The 14,049-nt window shown below is 62.9% G+C and carries 15 protein-coding genes and 2 pseudogenes; 11 read left to right on the top strand and 6 right to left on the bottom strand.

The window, feature by feature from the left end; genetic code table 11:
- Positions 1-82: 82 nt before the first annotated feature.
- The 7 genes from FJ548_RS25290 to FJ548_RS25260 all read left to right on the top strand — a co-directional run bounded on the left by FJ548_RS25290 (position 83) and on the right by FJ548_RS25260 (position 6,358).
- A complete protein-coding gene (locus tag FJ548_RS25290; RefSeq protein WP_140779284.1) occupies positions 83-1,135 on the top strand; it encodes an AI-2E family transporter in 1,053 nt (350 codons plus the stop codon).
- Positions 1,136-2,041: 906 nt separating this feature from the next.
- On the top strand, positions 2,042-2,563 hold the full coding sequence (locus FJ548_RS25280; RefSeq protein ID WP_140779283.1) for an ester cyclase: 522 nt from the start codon (positions 2,042-2,044) through the stop codon (positions 2,561-2,563).
- Between the two features lie 22 nt (positions 2,564-2,585).
- Complete coding sequence (locus FJ548_RS30035; protein WP_181168903.1) at positions 2,586-2,744, top strand: hypothetical protein; 159 nt, start codon at positions 2,586-2,588, stop codon at positions 2,742-2,744.
- Positions 2,741-4,135, top strand: a complete 1,395-nt coding sequence (locus FJ548_RS25275; RefSeq protein ID WP_140779282.1) for a cytochrome ubiquinol oxidase subunit I — start codon at positions 2,741-2,743, stop codon at positions 4,133-4,135. Before FJ548_RS30035 ends, FJ548_RS25275 begins: the two co-directional genes overlap by 4 nt.
- On the top strand, positions 4,132-5,127 hold the full coding sequence (cydB, locus tag FJ548_RS25270; protein WP_140779281.1) for a cytochrome d ubiquinol oxidase subunit II: 996 nt from the start codon (positions 4,132-4,134) through the stop codon (positions 5,125-5,127). Before FJ548_RS25275 ends, cydB begins: the two co-directional genes overlap by 4 nt.
- A 415-nt stretch (positions 5,128-5,542) precedes the next feature.
- Entirely contained in the window at positions 5,543-5,860 is a 318-nt protein-coding gene (locus tag FJ548_RS25265) for a hypothetical protein (RefSeq protein ID WP_140779280.1), read from the top strand.
- Positions 5,861-5,938: 78 nt separating this feature from the next.
- Positions 5,939-6,358, top strand: coding sequence for a hypothetical protein (locus FJ548_RS25260; RefSeq protein WP_140779279.1), 420 nt, complete (start codon positions 5,939-5,941; stop codon positions 6,356-6,358).
- A gap of 90 nt (positions 6,359-6,448) precedes the next feature.
- Here the strand turns inward: FJ548_RS25260 and FJ548_RS25255 are convergent, their stop codons facing one another.
- On the bottom strand, positions 6,449-6,643 hold the full coding sequence (locus tag FJ548_RS25255) for a hypothetical protein (protein ID WP_140779278.1): 195 nt from the start codon (positions 6,641-6,643) through the stop codon (positions 6,449-6,451).
- A gap of 142 nt (positions 6,644-6,785) precedes the next feature.
- Here FJ548_RS25255 and FJ548_RS25250 point away from each other — a divergent pair.
- Positions 6,786-6,938, top strand: a pseudogene (locus tag FJ548_RS25250) (MucR family transcriptional regulator); the annotation flags it as partial.
- Between the two features lie 109 nt (positions 6,939-7,047).
- Here FJ548_RS25250 and FJ548_RS25245 read toward each other — a convergent pair.
- Entirely contained in the window at positions 7,048-7,818 is a 771-nt protein-coding gene (locus FJ548_RS25245; protein ID WP_140779277.1) for an IclR family transcriptional regulator C-terminal domain-containing protein, read from the bottom strand.
- 110 nt (positions 7,819-7,928) lie between these two features.
- Between FJ548_RS25245 and FJ548_RS25240 the strand changes: the two genes are divergently transcribed.
- The 3 genes from FJ548_RS25240 to pcaF are packed head-to-tail and all read left to right on the top strand — an operon-like array spanning position 7,929 to position 10,792.
- Positions 7,929-8,786, top strand: a complete 858-nt coding sequence (locus FJ548_RS25240) for a CoA transferase subunit A (RefSeq protein ID WP_140779276.1) — start codon at positions 7,929-7,931, stop codon at positions 8,784-8,786.
- Positions 8,783-9,586: a CoA-transferase subunit beta gene (locus FJ548_RS25235; RefSeq protein WP_140779275.1), complete on the top strand. Its 804-nt coding sequence runs from the start codon at positions 8,783-8,785 to the stop codon at positions 9,584-9,586. The genes FJ548_RS25240 and FJ548_RS25235 overlap by 4 nt, the downstream gene beginning before the upstream one ends.
- Positions 9,587-10,792 carry a 3-oxoadipyl-CoA thiolase gene (gene pcaF, locus FJ548_RS25230; RefSeq protein ID WP_140779274.1) on the top strand — a complete coding sequence of 402 codons (1,206 nt, stop codon included), beginning with the start codon at positions 9,587-9,589 and terminating at the stop codon, positions 10,790-10,792.
- A gap of 13 nt (positions 10,793-10,805) precedes the next feature.
- Here pcaF and pobA read toward each other — a convergent pair whose 3' ends face one another.
- The 4 genes and pseudogenes from pobA to FJ548_RS25210 form a co-directional block, all read right to left on the bottom strand.
- A complete protein-coding gene (gene pobA / locus FJ548_RS25225; protein ID WP_140779320.1) occupies positions 10,806-11,978 on the bottom strand; it encodes a 4-hydroxybenzoate 3-monooxygenase in 1,173 nt (390 codons plus the stop codon).
- Complete coding sequence (locus FJ548_RS25220) at positions 11,978-13,030, bottom strand: 3-carboxy-cis,cis-muconate cycloisomerase (protein ID WP_140779273.1); 1,053 nt, start codon at positions 13,028-13,030, stop codon at positions 11,978-11,980. The genes pobA and FJ548_RS25220 overlap by 1 nt, the downstream gene beginning before the upstream one ends.
- Before the next feature lie 11 nt (positions 13,031-13,041).
- Positions 13,042-13,656: a protocatechuate 3,4-dioxygenase subunit alpha gene (gene pcaG / locus FJ548_RS25215; RefSeq protein WP_140779272.1), complete on the bottom strand. Its 615-nt coding sequence runs from the start codon at positions 13,654-13,656 to the stop codon at positions 13,042-13,044.
- A pseudogene (locus FJ548_RS25210) lies at positions 13,656-14,049 on the bottom strand (protocatechuate 3,4-dioxygenase subunit beta); the annotation flags it as partial. The gene pcaG and the pseudogene FJ548_RS25210, both read right to left, overlap by 1 nt.

Below are 14,049 nucleotides of genomic sequence, written 5' to 3'. Positions count from 1 at the left end.
GGCATCTCCGGATCGCGATTTCTTTGATGCAAGAAGCAACGGTTTGAGATAATTCCGACTGCTCAAGATCAATGGAGTGGATATGACCCTTGAACGGCTTCACCTGACTCGATGGCTGTCCAATGCGGTTCTGCTCCTGGTCCTGCTTTATTTTGGTCGGCCCTTTTTGGTGCCCCTCGCCTTCGCGCTGCTGCTCTGGGCGGTCCTCAATGCCTTTGTGAGCTTGTTGCGACATGTTCGATTTCCCGCTTGGGCAGCATGGATTGCTGCTTTTGCGTTTATCGCTGCTGCCCTCTACTCTGTTATCTTGATCGTCTCCAACGAGATGGATGTGCTCATTCAGCAGATCCCCACCTACAGCGCGAAGCTCGCACAGATATGGTCGTCGCATCCATTTCTGCATCAGTTTGTTCCTGCAGTAGACGTCAACACACTCTTCAAGACATCCGATCTGATGGCCGTCGTCGGCAACGCAGCAGGGTCGATCGGCAGTTCCGTCACAGAAATCGTTCTGGTGTTGGTTTACGTGGGCTTTTTGCTGGCGGAACAGCGCTACTTGCCAGCGAAGCTCGGGCGAATCAATTCGATGTGCGGCACCCGAGACGAGAGCAGCATCATCCACCTTATTAGCCAGCAGGTTCAGGCCTATCTCGGCGTCTGTACCGTCCTCAGCCTGACCATGGCAGCGATTACCTACGGCACTCTGCGGCTTGTGGGGCTCGATTTCGCCGGCTTCTGGGCCCTTGTGATGTTCGTGCTGACCTATATCCCTGTCGTTGGTGCCCTTGGTGCAGGCTTGCCCGCACTACTGGCACTCATCCAGTTCGGCATATTCGGGCCGGCGATCATAGTTCTTGCCGTACTCGTCGCGGTCCACTTCGTCCTGACGAACATCATTGAGGCGGCCTTGCTAGGCCATTCTCTGAACCTCAGCCCCTTCGTCATCATGCTGTCGCTGACCCTTTGGGGACTGATCTGGGGAGTGGGCGGGCTATTTCTGGCCGTACCGTTGACCAGCGCGATCGCGATCTCGTGTCGCCATGCCGAAGGGCTGGAATGGATATCTGACCTGATAGCTGGCCCACCGCAACGAAAGCATAATTGGCCAATCCACTGGCTGCGGCATGAGCGCTGAGGCCAAGTACCTCGGAAGCTAGAACAGCACACCCCGGAATGCTCAAGCTCAGGGACCTTCGATGCACCTCAACGTGGGGGATCGACTTGGTGGCGAACGCCACAGCGATTGGAAGCCGATCAGAATGAGCGTCTGATCATCCGTTGAGATCAGCACCTGGCGGGCATGGGAGGGCTGTCGGTATGACGTTCTCCTTCCACATATCGCAGCGTGATCCACTCCGATAATCAGACGGCGCCCGCCTGAAGCTGCAACGACTGTTCTGCAGAACTGAAAATGCTCCTTGGGGTGTGGGCGTGAGGGCGCATGGGCGGGAGGCCGTCAGGCATGCGCGTCTCGACGTGTCGATCAGCGGAACGCTTTTCAACAAAATACAATATAATTAGCCAAGATTGTCGCACCGTTCAAATGTACGCTCGGCGGCATCGTCAGTCTGTGAAGGAGATGCCTGTGACGGTTCCACTGCTGCAACCCGCCGACTGGGCCGCCATTCTCGTGGATGAACAGGCCGGTCTTGCCTTTGCCGCCGGCCCGGCAGATCGCCAGTCCTGCGGTTCACCGCCGTGGGGCTGGCACACAGGGCCATATCGTTCGACGTGCCGGTGATTGTCAGCACGTCGGCTCGATAGTCGATTGCGATCCTATGATGCCGCCGTTCTGCCTGTGATGCCGATCGAAGGCGCAACATGAACCGGTGGGAAGATGAGGCCGCGAAGGCGGCGGTCGTCGCAACGGGCTTGGAGCAGGCAGGCGCGATCATCACGTCGTGGGCTTCAATTCTGCTGGAGCTACAGCGCGACCGGAGGCGGCACGACAACTATGAGCCGGGCCGCGTATCGTCGGCGGCTACGGCGTGGGCCTTGAGTATGCGCGCGACATGATCCGTTCGGCTTGAGGAGAATTCAAATGAAGGCCCTGTCGCTCGTCGCGATGCTTGGCGTGGTCCTCGCCATGCCGTCCCTTGCGCAAACCAGCGCAACGACCGGCGCTCCGACTGCCGGTCCGCTCACCCATGCCGATATCGATCGCTGGGCAGCCGGCTGGAACAGCCACGACATCGAAACGGTGATGATGCTGTTTACCCCCGACGTCGTGATCCACCAGCCGAGCAATCCCACGCCACTCGACGCCGCCGGCACCCGCGCCTTCTTTTCGATGATCTTCAAGGCCTATCCCGATTTCCATGTCGAACTAACCGACAAGCTGGTCGATGGCATGACCGGTGTATCGGTCGAGCAGGTGACGGGAACCTGGAGTGGGCCCTACACCGATCCAGCGACCGGCAAGACGACGCCAGGAAATAACCGCAAGTTCGATCACGCCGGTGTCATGCGGCTCAAATACGCGCCCGATCACCGAATCCAGGAAGTAACCATCTACTGGGATCGGCTGACGGTCGACCAGCAGCTCGGCATCGCGCCCAACTGATTAGTACCGTGGAGGACCCTCAATGCAGACGCTCGGAGCGATTGTAACGGCGATGGCCGGCATCTTCTTCTTCTTTGCGATCATAGGCGTGTTCGGCCTTGGCACTGCAATCGGCGCGCTGGCGCTGTTTGTCGTCGTCGCCGTCGGGGTCATCGCTAGAACCGGGAGGCAGCAGGCATGACGCTCGATCCCGCAACGCTCGCCCGCATCCAGTTTGGCTTTACCGTCAGCTTCCACATCATTTTTCCAACCATCTCGATCGGGCTTGCGGCCTTCCTTGCCATCACAGAAGGGCTTTGGCTGAAGACGCGCGACGCGCTCTACCTGGAAATCTACCGCTTCTGGCTCGGCATCTTCGCCATGACCTTCGGCATCGGCGTGGTTACCGGCATTGTCTTGTCGTTCGAGTTCGGGCTCGGCTTTGCCCGCTTCGGCCAGGTTGCCGGACCGGTGATCGGTCCGATGATCGGGCTCGAGGTGCTGACCTCGTTTTTCCTCGAGGCGGGGTTTCTAGGCATCATGCTGTTCGGCATGAACCGGGTCGGCCCGAAACTTCATTTCGCGGCGACCTGTCTGGTGGCGGTTGGCACAATCCTGTCGGCCTCGTGGATTATGTCTGCAAACAGCTGGATGCAGACGCCCGACGGAGTCGCGATGGAGCAAGGCCGGCTGGTCGTCACGGATTGGTGGAAGGTCATCGTCAACCCTTCATGGCCCTATCGGCTGCCGCACATGCTCACGGCGGCCTGGATCACCGGATCCTTCGCCGTCGCCGGGATCGGTGCCTGGTATCTGCTTCACGGTCGCCACGAGGCTTTCGCGCGCCGCACGGTGTCGATGGGCACCGGCTTTGCTGTCGTCCTGATCGGGGTCCAGGTCTTCCTCGGCGATATCCTCTATGGTCAGATGTTACAGCATCAGCCAGCCAAGATGCAGGCGGCCGAAGGTTTTTGGGACAAGCAGTCGCCATCGCCAGCCGCGTATAACTGGATTATCATCCCTGATCAGAAGAACCAGCGCAACCTGCTCCAAATCGGCACGCCCTGGCTCGGCAGCATCTGGCTCACCCATAGCCTGACCGGTCGGGTCGAGGGCCTGAGCAACACCCCGCCCGATCAGCAGCCCTATATGGGGCTGGTGTTCTACGGCTTTCGCGTGATGTACGGGCTCGCGATCGTGATGTTCACGGTCGGGATCGCTGGCCTCTGGCTGCGCTGGCGGAGGCGGCTGTTCACAACGCGCTGGTTCCTCTGGGTGCTGGTCTGGATGACGCCGTCCGGCGTGCTTGCCACGCTTGGCGGCTGGTACCTGGCCGAGACTGGCCGCCAGCCGTGGGTGATCTACGGCCTCCTGCGCACGGTCGATGCTGTGTCGCCGGTTCCGGCTGGCATTTTGCTGACCACGTTGATCGCTTTTGCCTGCGTCTATGCGCTGTTTCTCGGCGCCTTCCTGATCTTTGCCGCGCGGCTCGTCGCTAAGGGTCCGGCTGATGCGCCGGCGCACGCGGAAGCGAGCGGATCGCTCAAGCCCGCGCTCAACCCGAAGACCGTTGAAAAGGTGGTGGCCCCATGATCGACCTTCCGCTTCTTTCGGCGCTGTTCGTCGCCTTCGCGCTGACGTTTTACGTGCTACTCGACGGCTTCGATCTTGGGGTCGGCGCTCTTCTTCTCCTCCAGCCCGACGAAGCCGTGCGTGATCGCATGGTCGCCTCGATCACGCCAACATGGGACGGCAACGAGACGTGGCTGATCATGGCGGGCGTCGGTCTGCTTGCCGGTTTTCCGATCGCCTACGGCATCCTGCTCCCGGCCTTCTACCTGCCGCTGATCATTATGTTGTTGGCGCTTGGTCTTCGTGGCGTGTCCTTCGAGTTCCGGGTTCAACAGGTCGCCGGCCGTCGTCGCTGGGATGTTGCCTTCGGTCTCGGCTCCATCCTTGCCGCCCTCATGCAAGGGCTGATTGTCGGCGGATTGATCCAGGGAGTAGCAGTAAACGGCGAAGCCTTCGCAGGCAGCGTCGGCGATGTCTTTTCGCCGTTTCCACTGCTATGTGCGGTCGCCCTGGTCGCCGGTTACATCGTCCTTGGCGCCGGCTGGCTTTACATGAAGGGCACCGGCGAAATGCACGCCTTTGCGCAAGGTGCGTTGCGGTTCGCGCTGCCGATCACGGTGTTTTTCGCGGCGGCCGCCTGGATCCTCGCCCCGTTCGTGCAGCCGGCGATCACTGAGGCGTGGAAAGAGCGGCCCGTGGCGTTCGCCTTCCCGGATATGGTCTTCCTGCTGGCGGCCGGCTTTTGCTGGATGCGCGTCGGTCGGGGCGCGGATGGTGCTCCCTTTTTCGCTGCCATCGTCATGATGCTGTCGGGTATCGGCGGCCTGGCGCTGGTCGTCTTCCCCGACGTGGTGCCGTTCCGCTTAACACTTTGGCAGGCGGCCTCCGCGACCGAAAGCCACATCTTCCTGCTTATCGGTGCCGTCGTGGTCACACCCGTGGTGCTAGCCTATTCCGCCTTCGCCTATTACGTGTTTCGCGGGCGCACGCCCGAGACAGGGTGGGATACGTGAGCGGGCGTGCGCGGCAGCTCTGCTGGTTCGCAGGCTTGTGGCTGCTCTCCTCAAGCGGGGTTGCCGCCTTCGCATACGGTTTGCGCGCGTTGCTGCGGCTTGCCTTGTGACCGAGGTGGTTCCCATACCACCTGATGCCGACCCGGCTGTTTCTGGCCGACCTGTTTCGGCTCCAGCTGCTACCGAGACGCCGGCGCAGATCGATTCGTCGCCGCCTTCGCACCGGTCGCACCCGCCATGTTCCTCGGCAGTGCTCTACCAGACGATTGTGGCGACTGCTCTGCACGCCCACATCGCCTGGGTTGCGAAACCGCTGCTGGCAGCCACCATCGCAGCCGCGTGTACGGACGACGGGCGACGCGATCGGGCGCAAGGGCGCGATGATCGACTCCGGGGCTTGGGCGGGGGTGGGCTGATGACGCTTGCCCAGGTGATGATCGGCGAGACCGCGCCCAAGGATTGCATGCGCGCGGCTTCCGACGAGGTCATAGGTCGTTTCGTGCCGGGCGTTGCAGGCACAGTCCATTTTGTCGGGGCGGCTCTCGCCATGTTGGCCGCACTCAGTCTCGGGCTTGACATCGACAGGACATCGCCGCTCGTGCGGGTCCTGGCAGGCGTCGCGACTGCCAATTTTGCCGCGCTGGTGATAACTATCGAGCCCATGCAACCGATCTGTCGGCGACGGCAGTGCGTGCCGCGTTCCGTTGGGTCTTTGGCGGCATCGCCATGCTGACACTGGCCGGCACAAGCCAGACGCTGACCGTTTCAGACGTCGATCCCAACGAGAGACACAATGATAAGGAGCGAGTTCATGAACAGTCTACCGCCCAGCCAACCCGTCATTACCGAGGAAGTCCGGATCGTGGATGCCCAAGGTCATCCCCGCATCCTGCTGTCGGCCTGGGACGGCGTGCCCACGATCGTCTTGTTAAACCCCGACGGCAAACCTGCCATGACCGCGCGTACGGACGCTTCGGGGCGCCCTGCAGTCACACTTGCCAATCCGCTCGCTTCCGGTCCTGGCGTAGTGCTTGAGATCGACGACAAGGGCGCGCATGTCAAATTCGATCGCCCGGGCGGTGCCTCGGCCTATCTATTTCTCAACAACCAGGGTGGCTCGGGCACCGTGCTGATAGACACTGAGGGTCGGCGGCGGCTACAGGCGACGGTCTCCGTCGATGGGGACGCAAAGATCGAGCAGTTGGGGCCGGACGGTAAGCCCTTGCCGTGACCGAAAGCAAAACTGAGGAATCACTCAAGCCAAAGCTCGCGCTGTTCCAGACGGCCTCGGCGGGGCGTGTCTCTTGGATTTGACACAATGTCAGCAAGCCGACGGCCGAGCGGAAAGGTAGGCGTCGCAAGAGCGCGTTGTACGCAGCGCCCATAGCCTGTCGGTCAGCGGCTTGACCTCCTTCGCCTGCAGTGCAACGAATGTATCGGCGACGTCCTCGACAAATTGCCTCTGTTCGTCGGCATCCATGGTGGTCAGGCTCCGCTCGATTCGTCCACGCCCCATTCGACGCCATCATCATCGACACCGCGCCTGGGCGCAGACGTTCGACGCCAATCCACCTCATAACGCAGTGCTGCCGCGCCGGACTGCCACGACGACACCAGCGGGGCCGCGCTAGTGCTAGGCATGGAAGCCATTTGCAAGCTTGTATCGTTGGCGACGTCGGCAACGATCTCGCTGCGGTCGGCGGCTAACGGCCGACATTGTCTCAGCATATGTCAGCAACAATCCTTTGCCCGTGTCTGGCTTGCCGGACGTGATAGCATCGGTTCATGCTTCGCTGCCGGACTTGGCGGGTCGATCACGCCTGTCGTAGACCGCAAACTCCCGCAGTCGAAACGCAAAAAAACCGCCCCGGTTAGACCGGGACCGCCATCGGTTAGCGTCTGCCTCGACACCCTCTACTCTCAAACCAGGAAAAATTCCTCCACTCGCCCCTTTGCCTTGCGCAGCACGGGCAAGATCTCGTGCTTCATCGCTTCGACGGAGAAGCGCGCCGACTGAGTAGAGACGTTAATGGCGCCGACGATGCGGCGCGTGCGGTCGCTGATCGGCACGGCGATCGAGCGCAGGCCAAGCTCCAACTCTTCATCGACGATGGCAAAGCCGTCCGTCCTCGCCCGATCGATGACCTTGGCCAGAAGCGCCCGATCGGTGATCGTCTTCGGCGTTCGCCGATCGATCTTCGCTCCGGCAAGCAATGTTCCCAGCGCATCGGCTGCCAGGCCGGAAAGCAGTACGCGGCCCATCGAGGTGCAGTAAGCGGGCAGCCTGGTGCCGACGTCGAGCGCAACACTCAGAATACGGCGGCCTGGAATGCGTGCGACATAGACGACGTCCTCCCCCGACAGCACCGCAGCATTGCAGGCTTCATCGAACTGCTCCGCAACCTCTTGCATGATGGGCACCGCGAACGTCCATAGCGAGGCGCCGCCAAGCCAAGTCCGGGCAACGGTCAGGAGGCGCGGTGACAGGGAGAACAGGCGGCCGGATTGCGTCGCATAGCCGGACGTGGCCAGCGTGAGCAGGAAGCGACGGGCGCCGGCACGGGTCAGCCCCGCTTCCTCGGCCATCTCGGTCAGCGTCATGCCGGCGGAATGCCGGGCCAAGATCTCCATGACCGCCAGTCCGCGCTCGAGCGAGCCGACGTGATCTCGCGAACTTGTCTCGTCTTTCACGGCCGCCCCCGGATTGGCGTTGACTCTGCAAATAGACCTAGGTTAAGAGTATCTCATATAAAACTTACGTTCGCAATGCGAACTTTTCATAGGCTGGTGGAGCCATCGAGATGGTCAAGTTCCTGCCGCTCAAACAGGCCGTGGCCGAGAACCTCAGCAATGGCGACACGGTTGCCTTCGAAGGCTTCACCCATCTGATCCCGACGGCGGCAGCGCACGAGGCGATCCGCCAGGGGTTTCGCGACTTGACCCTGATCCGCATGACGCCCGACCTGATCTACGACCAGATGATCGGCATGGGCATGGCGAAAAAAATCGTCTTCTCCTATGTCGGCAACCCCGGCGTCGGCCTGCTGCGGCGCGCCCGCGATGCGATCGAGAACGGTTTCCCCCGGTTGATCGAGATCGAGGAACACAGCCATGCCGGGATGGCCAACGCCTATGAAGCGGGCGCGGCCGGCCTGCCCTGTGCCGTGTTTCGCGGCTATCGCGGCGCCGGGTTGGCTGACGTCAATCCCAACATCAGGTCGGTCACCTGTCCGTTCACCGGCGAGGTGCTGGCGGCGGTGCCTTCGATCCGGCCCGACGTCACCTTCATCCATGCGCAGAAGGCCGACAAAAAAGGCAATGTGCTGGTCGAGGGCATCATCGGCATCCAGAAGGAGGCCGTTCTTGCCGCAAAGCGCGCCGTGGTGACGGTCGAGGAAGTCGTGGACAATTTCGATGACCTCCATCCCAATCTTACCGTGCTGCCGAACTGGACGATCGCGGCGATCTCGGTCGTGCCGGGCGGCTCGCACCCCTCCTACGCGAATGGCTACTACGAGCGCGACAACGCCGCCTATCTGGAATGGGACGAGATCGCCGCCGACCGCGACCGCTTCCAGGCCTGGATTCAGAAGAACGTCATCGAGAGCAGCGGGGACGACTTTGCCGGTCGAGTCGAGCATCTGAGGAAAGCCGCATGAGCGACGCGAAGGATATGGGCTTCACCCCGAACGAGATGATGACAATCGCCGCCAGCCGCGCCTTGAAGAACAACGATGTCTGTTTCGTCGGCATCGGTGCGCCCTCCGCCGCTTGCAACGTGGCGAGGCTGACGCATGCACCCGACATCACGCTGATCTATGAGAGCGGAACCATCGGCACCGCGCCCGACGTGTTGCCGCTGTCGATCGGCGACGGCGAACTGTCCGAAACCGCGGTCACTACCGTCGCGGTGCCGGAGATGTTCCGCTACTGGCTGCAGGGTGGCCGCATCTCGATCGGTTTCCTCGGGGCTGCCCAACTCGACAAGTTCGGCAACATCAACACCACCGTCATCGGCGACTATTTCCATCCCAAGACCCGCCTGCCCGGCGGCGGCGGCGCGCCGGAGATCGCCACCTCGTCGAGGCAGGTCTACATCACCATGGCGCAGTCGAAGCGCGGCATGGTCGAGAAGATTGACTTCTTCACCTCCTTCGGCCATGGCGAGGGCGGTGATCATCGCCGGCGCCTCGGCATCGAGACCGCCGGTCCGACATTGCTGATCACCGACCTTGCCATCTGGAAACCGGATCCGGTAACTAAGGAATTCACCGTCGTCTCGCTGCATCCAGGCGTCAGCCGCGAGCGGGTGCAGGAAACCTGTGGCTGGACGGTCAAGTTCGCCCAGGCCCTTGACGAGACGCCGACGCCGACGGAACTCGAGCTGAAGACATTGCGCGACCTGCAGGCCCGCACCAAGGCGGCGCATCAAGGGGCCGCCAAAGGGAAAGCTGCCTAGATGACCGAAGCCTTCATCTGCGATTACATCCGCACGCCCATCGGCCGCTTCGGCGGCGCGCTGTCCTCCGTCCGCGCCGACGATCTCGGCGCGATTCCGTTGAAGGCGTTGGTCGAGCGCAATGCCGGCGTCGACTGGGCGGCCGCCGATGACGTCGTCTATGGCTGCGCCAACCAGGCCGGCGAGGACAATCGCAATGTGGCGCGCATGGCGCTGCTGCTTGCCGGCCTCCCGCAGGACATTCCAGGTTCGACCGTCAACCGTTTGTGCGGCTCGGGCATGGATGCCGTCACCATCGCCGCGCGCGCCATCAAATCAGGCGAGGCCGAGCTGATGATTGCCGGCGGCGTCGAATCGATGAGCCGCGCGCCCTTCGTCATGCCGAAGGCCGACACCGCCTTCTCACGTAATGCCGAGATTTACGACACCACCATCGGCTGGCGCTTCGTCAACCCGCTGATGAAGAAGCTGTATGGCGTCGACTCCATGCCCGAGACCGGCGAGAACGTCGCCGAGGATTTTTCCGTCAGCAGAGTCGACCAGGACGCCTTCGCGGTACGCAGCCAGGACAAGGCGGTCGCCGCGCAAGCCAATGGCCGGTTGGCGAAGGAGATCACGCCGGTGACCATCCCGCAAGGGAAAGGCGACGCCATCATCGTCGTGAAGGACGAACACCCCCGCGCGGGCACCACCATTGAGACGCTGGCCAAACTGCCGACGCCGTTCCGCCAGGGCGGCAGCGTCACCGCCGGCAACGCTTCCGGCGTCAATGACGGCGCTGCCGCCCTCATCATCGCGTCCGAGGCAGCCGCGAAGAGGCATGGCCTGACGCCGATCGCCCGTATCCTCGGCGGTGCCGTCGCCGGTGTGGCGCCGCGCATCATGGGCATCGGACCGGCGCCGGCGACGAAGAAGCTTTGCGCCCGCCTCGGCCTGACACCCGAACAGTTCGACGTCATCGAATTGAACGAAGCCTTCGCCTCCCAGGGCATTGCCGTGCTCCGCCAACTCGGAATTTCCGAGAAGGCGGAGCATGTGAACCCCAATGGCGGCGCGATCGCGCTTGGCCACCCGCTCGGCATGTCCGGCGCGCGCATCACGGGTACCGCGGTGCTCGAACTGCGCGAGCGCGGCGGCAAGCTGGCTTTGGCCACCATGTGCATCGGTGTCGGCCAGGGCATCGCCATCGCACTGGAGGGGATCTGACCGTCCAGGCAGATCAATAGGGCAAGCCGACGTAGTTTTCGGCCAATGCCGTGGATGCAGCCTTGGAATTTACGAGATAGTCGAGCTCGGCTTCCTGGATGCGTTGGCCGAACTCGCCTGTCTCCGGAAAACGGTGCAGGATCGTCGTCATCCACCAGGAGAAGCGCACCGCTTTCCAGACTCGCGCCAGCGCTTTTGACGAATAGGCGTCCAGCCCGGCCTCTGACTTCCCGTTGTAGAATTCGCGAAGTCCGGCAAACAGATAGCGCACGTCGCTGGCAGCGAGGTTGAGGCCCTTGGCGCCAGTCGGCGGCACGATATGGGCGGCGTCTCCGACCAGGAACAGCCTGCCGAAGCGCATCGGCTCGGCGACGAAGGAGCGCAGCGGCGCGATCGACTTCTCGAAGGACGGCCCAGTGGTGACGGCGGCCGCTATCCGTGGCGGCAGGCGCCCGCGCAACTCGTCCCAGAACCGGTCATCGGACCAGGTCTCGACGCGCTCATCGGCGGGAACCTGCACATAGTAGCGGCTGCGTTGCGGCGACCGCATCGAGCAGAGCGCAAAACCGCGCTCGTGATTGGCATAGACCAGCTCGTGGTCGGCCGGAGGCACCTCCGCCAGCACGCCCAGCCAGCCGAATGGGTATTGCCGCTCGAACGTCTTCAGCGCGCCTTCCGGCGCCGATTTGCGGCTGACGCCGTGGTAGCCGTCGCAGCCGGCGATGAAGTCGCAGTCGATGCGACGCGTGAGGCCGTCCTTGTCGTAGGTGACGAAGGGCGACGCGCCGCCGAAATCATGCAGCGCGACATTCGATGTTTCGAAGACGGTCGGGAGTCCCGCCGCTTCGCGCTTCTGCATCAGATCGAGCGTCACCTCGGTCTGGCCATAGACGGTGACATGCTTGCCGCGGGTAAGCGTTGCCATGTCGATGCGATGCGCGCGGCCATCGAAGGCGAGCGAGATGCCGGCATGCGGCAGGCCCTGGGTGTGCAGCCTGTCCGCCGCGCCCGCTTGGCCGAGCAGATCGACCGTGCCCTGTTCGAGCACACCCGCGCGCACACGTCCAAGCACATGCTCGCAGCTCGACCGTTCAAGCATGATCGTCTCGACGCCAATGGTGGCGAGCAACTGACCGAGCAGCAGGCCGGACGGTCCGGACCCAATGATGGCGACGCGTGTGCGCATCAATGACCGAGGCTCTCGATCTGTCCGGCCAACTCGGCCGCAAGCCTGAGCGCGGCCGCGGTCGCCACGACCATCTGCGGCAGGATGAGCCATTCCAGCGTCCAGGCCGCGCCGGAGCGCTCCTGCTCATGCACCAGTGCCTGATGCATCCCGGAGAGCTGCGTGGCGTTGAAGCGCGCCAGCGCCACCAATGCTTCCGCCTTCACCGGATTCTGCTTGTGCGGCATGGCCGAGGAACCGCCGCCGCCCAACAGCTTGATCTCGGAGCCCGTCTGCGCCATCAGCGCGACGTCCTGTCCGAACTTGCCGAGGCCGCCGGTCGCCAGCGACAGCCAGGCGGCGAATTCGGCAAGCGTATCGCGCTGGCTATGCCATTGCGGCGCATCGGCAAGACCGAGCTTGGCGGCGAGCGCGGCGCGCACCGCGCCGGCCTTGCCGCCGAGCTTTTCCAACGTGCCGGCGGCGCCGCCGAACTGAACCACTAGCAACCGACCCGAGAGCTCTTTCAGGCGTTCCTGGTGACGCTCAAGCGGCACCCGCCACGAAACGACCCGATCCCGCGCAGTTATTTGTATTGCCGGCTGCATGCGCGTCGTCGCCATGAGCTCGCGGCTCCCGAACTCCAGTTCCAGCCCGGTGAGGCGCACGATGTTCTCGCCGAGCAGCAGGCCGATATGGTCGACCGCGCCGCGCAGCCTGAGCACCAGCGAGCTATCGATGACATCCTGGCTGGTCGCGCCGAAATGGACGTACGTATCGTGCGGCACTCCGACAGCAGCCTTGATCTGGCGCACCAACTCCGGCACCACCACACCGTCCTTGGCGACGCCCGCCTTCAGCTCCGACGTATCCGGCCGGAACGATCCCAGTGCTTTCACGATCGCCGCCGCGGCATCACGTGGAATGACGCCGCGCTCGGCTTCCGCTTCGGCCAGTGCCCGCTCGAAAGCGAGCATCGCAGCGATGTCGGCTTCGACGGAAAAATACCTGGCCGCCTCTTCATCGCCGAGCAGGCCGGAAAGCAGCGGGTGATCGAAGGGCGAAACGGTCATGGCGGCCACGGTCAGCTGTCGAAGAAGACCGTCTCCTTTTCGCCCTGCAAATGGATATCGAAGACGTAGGTACTGCCCTGACGCTCGGCGATCAGCGTCGGCACGCGCAGGCGATGCTCGATGCGCGCAAGGATAGGGTCCTCGGCATTGGCCTTCTCCTCGTCGGAGAAATAGAGCCTGGTGTTGAGCCCGACATTGATGCCGCGTGCCACGATCCACAGTGTGATATGCGGCGCCATCAGACGGCCATCTGGAAAAGGCACACGGCCCGGCTTGACCGTCTCGAAGGCGCAGAGACCGGTTTCCATGTCGGTCGGGCAACGACCCCAGCCAAAAAAGTTCGGATCGGCGGCACCGCGCAATTCGGCCGGCGAATTGTAAAACCCATCCGCGTCCGCCTGCCAGATCTCGATCAGCGCATCCTTGAGCGGCGTGCCGGTGCCGTCGAGGACCCGGATGTGAAGTTTGATGCGCTCGCCTTTGGTCCTGTCGTTGACCATGGTTGCACCGAGGTCGCTGGGATAGACACCACCGATGCCGCAGAAATTGGGCGTCAGCCCGATATGGACGTAGGGTCCGGCGGTCTGCGAGGGGCTCTCCCTGAGCCGGTCGAGCGACTGGGCCATCAATTGCCCTCCAGCCGGTTTTCGAACAGCGATGAGCGCCGCCCGCGCAGCACGATGTCGAACTTGTAGGCGAGCGCGTCCATCGGAATGGTCGCCTGCGTGTCGAGGATTGCGGTCAGCGCCTCTATGGCCGCCTTGTCGGCGATGCCGCGCACGATCGGGCATTTCCAGATCAGCGGGTCGCCCTCGAAATACATCTGCGTGATCAGCCGCTGCGCGAAACCATGGCCGAAAACCGAGAAATGGATATGTGCCGGGCGCCAGTCGTTGGGGCCGTTCGGCCAGGGATACGGTCCGGGCTTGACGGTGCGGAAGACGTAGCCGCCATCCTCGCCCGATAAGGTGCGGCCACAACCGCCGAAATTCGGGTCGAGCGGCGCCAGGTAACCATCC

This window comes from Mesorhizobium sp. B2-4-17, from assembly GCF_006441275.1.
GTDB lineage: Bacteria > Pseudomonadota > Alphaproteobacteria > Rhizobiales > Rhizobiaceae > Mesorhizobium.
This window is presented reverse-complemented; position numbering and strand designations above follow the sequence as displayed.

What these genes read in the sequence shown, in the direction of transcription:
- FJ548_RS25290 (WP_140779284.1), top strand. Translation starts at nt 83, where the DNA reads ATGACCCTTGAACGGCTTCACCTGACTCGATGGCTGTCCAATGCGGTT.
- FJ548_RS25280 (WP_140779283.1), top strand. Translation starts at nt 2,042, where the DNA reads ATGAAGGCCCTGTCGCTCGTCGCGATGCTTGGCGTGGTCCTCGCCATG.
- FJ548_RS30035 (WP_181168903.1), top strand. Translation starts at nt 2,586, where the DNA reads ATGCAGACGCTCGGAGCGATTGTAACGGCGATGGCCGGCATCTTCTTC.
- FJ548_RS25275 (WP_140779282.1), top strand. Translation starts at nt 2,741, where the DNA reads ATGACGCTCGATCCCGCAACGCTCGCCCGCATCCAGTTTGGCTTTACC.
- cydB (WP_140779281.1), top strand. Translation starts at nt 4,132, where the DNA reads ATGATCGACCTTCCGCTTCTTTCGGCGCTGTTCGTCGCCTTCGCGCTG.
- FJ548_RS25265 (WP_140779280.1), top strand. Translation starts at nt 5,543, where the DNA reads ATGACGCTTGCCCAGGTGATGATCGGCGAGACCGCGCCCAAGGATTGC.
- FJ548_RS25260 (WP_140779279.1), top strand. Translation starts at nt 5,939, where the DNA reads ATGAACAGTCTACCGCCCAGCCAACCCGTCATTACCGAGGAAGTCCGG.
- FJ548_RS25255 (WP_140779278.1), bottom strand. Translation starts at nt 6,643, where the DNA reads ATGGGGCGTGGACGAATCGAGCGGAGCCTGACCACCATGGATGCCGAC.
- FJ548_RS25240 (WP_140779276.1), top strand. Translation starts at nt 7,929, where the DNA reads ATGGTCAAGTTCCTGCCGCTCAAACAGGCCGTGGCCGAGAACCTCAGC.
- FJ548_RS25235 (WP_140779275.1), top strand. Translation starts at nt 8,783, where the DNA reads ATGAGCGACGCGAAGGATATGGGCTTCACCCCGAACGAGATGATGACA.
- pcaF (WP_140779274.1), top strand. Translation starts at nt 9,587, where the DNA reads ATGACCGAAGCCTTCATCTGCGATTACATCCGCACGCCCATCGGCCGC.
- pobA (WP_140779320.1), bottom strand. Translation starts at nt 11,978, where the DNA reads ATGCGCACACGCGTCGCCATCATTGGGTCCGGACCGTCCGGCCTGCTG.
- FJ548_RS25220 (WP_140779273.1), bottom strand. Translation starts at nt 13,030, where the DNA reads ATGACCGTTTCGCCCTTCGATCACCCGCTGCTTTCCGGCCTGCTCGGC.
- pcaG (WP_140779272.1), bottom strand. Translation starts at nt 13,656, where the DNA reads ATGGCCCAGTCGCTCGACCGGCTCAGGGAGAGCCCCTCGCAGACCGCC.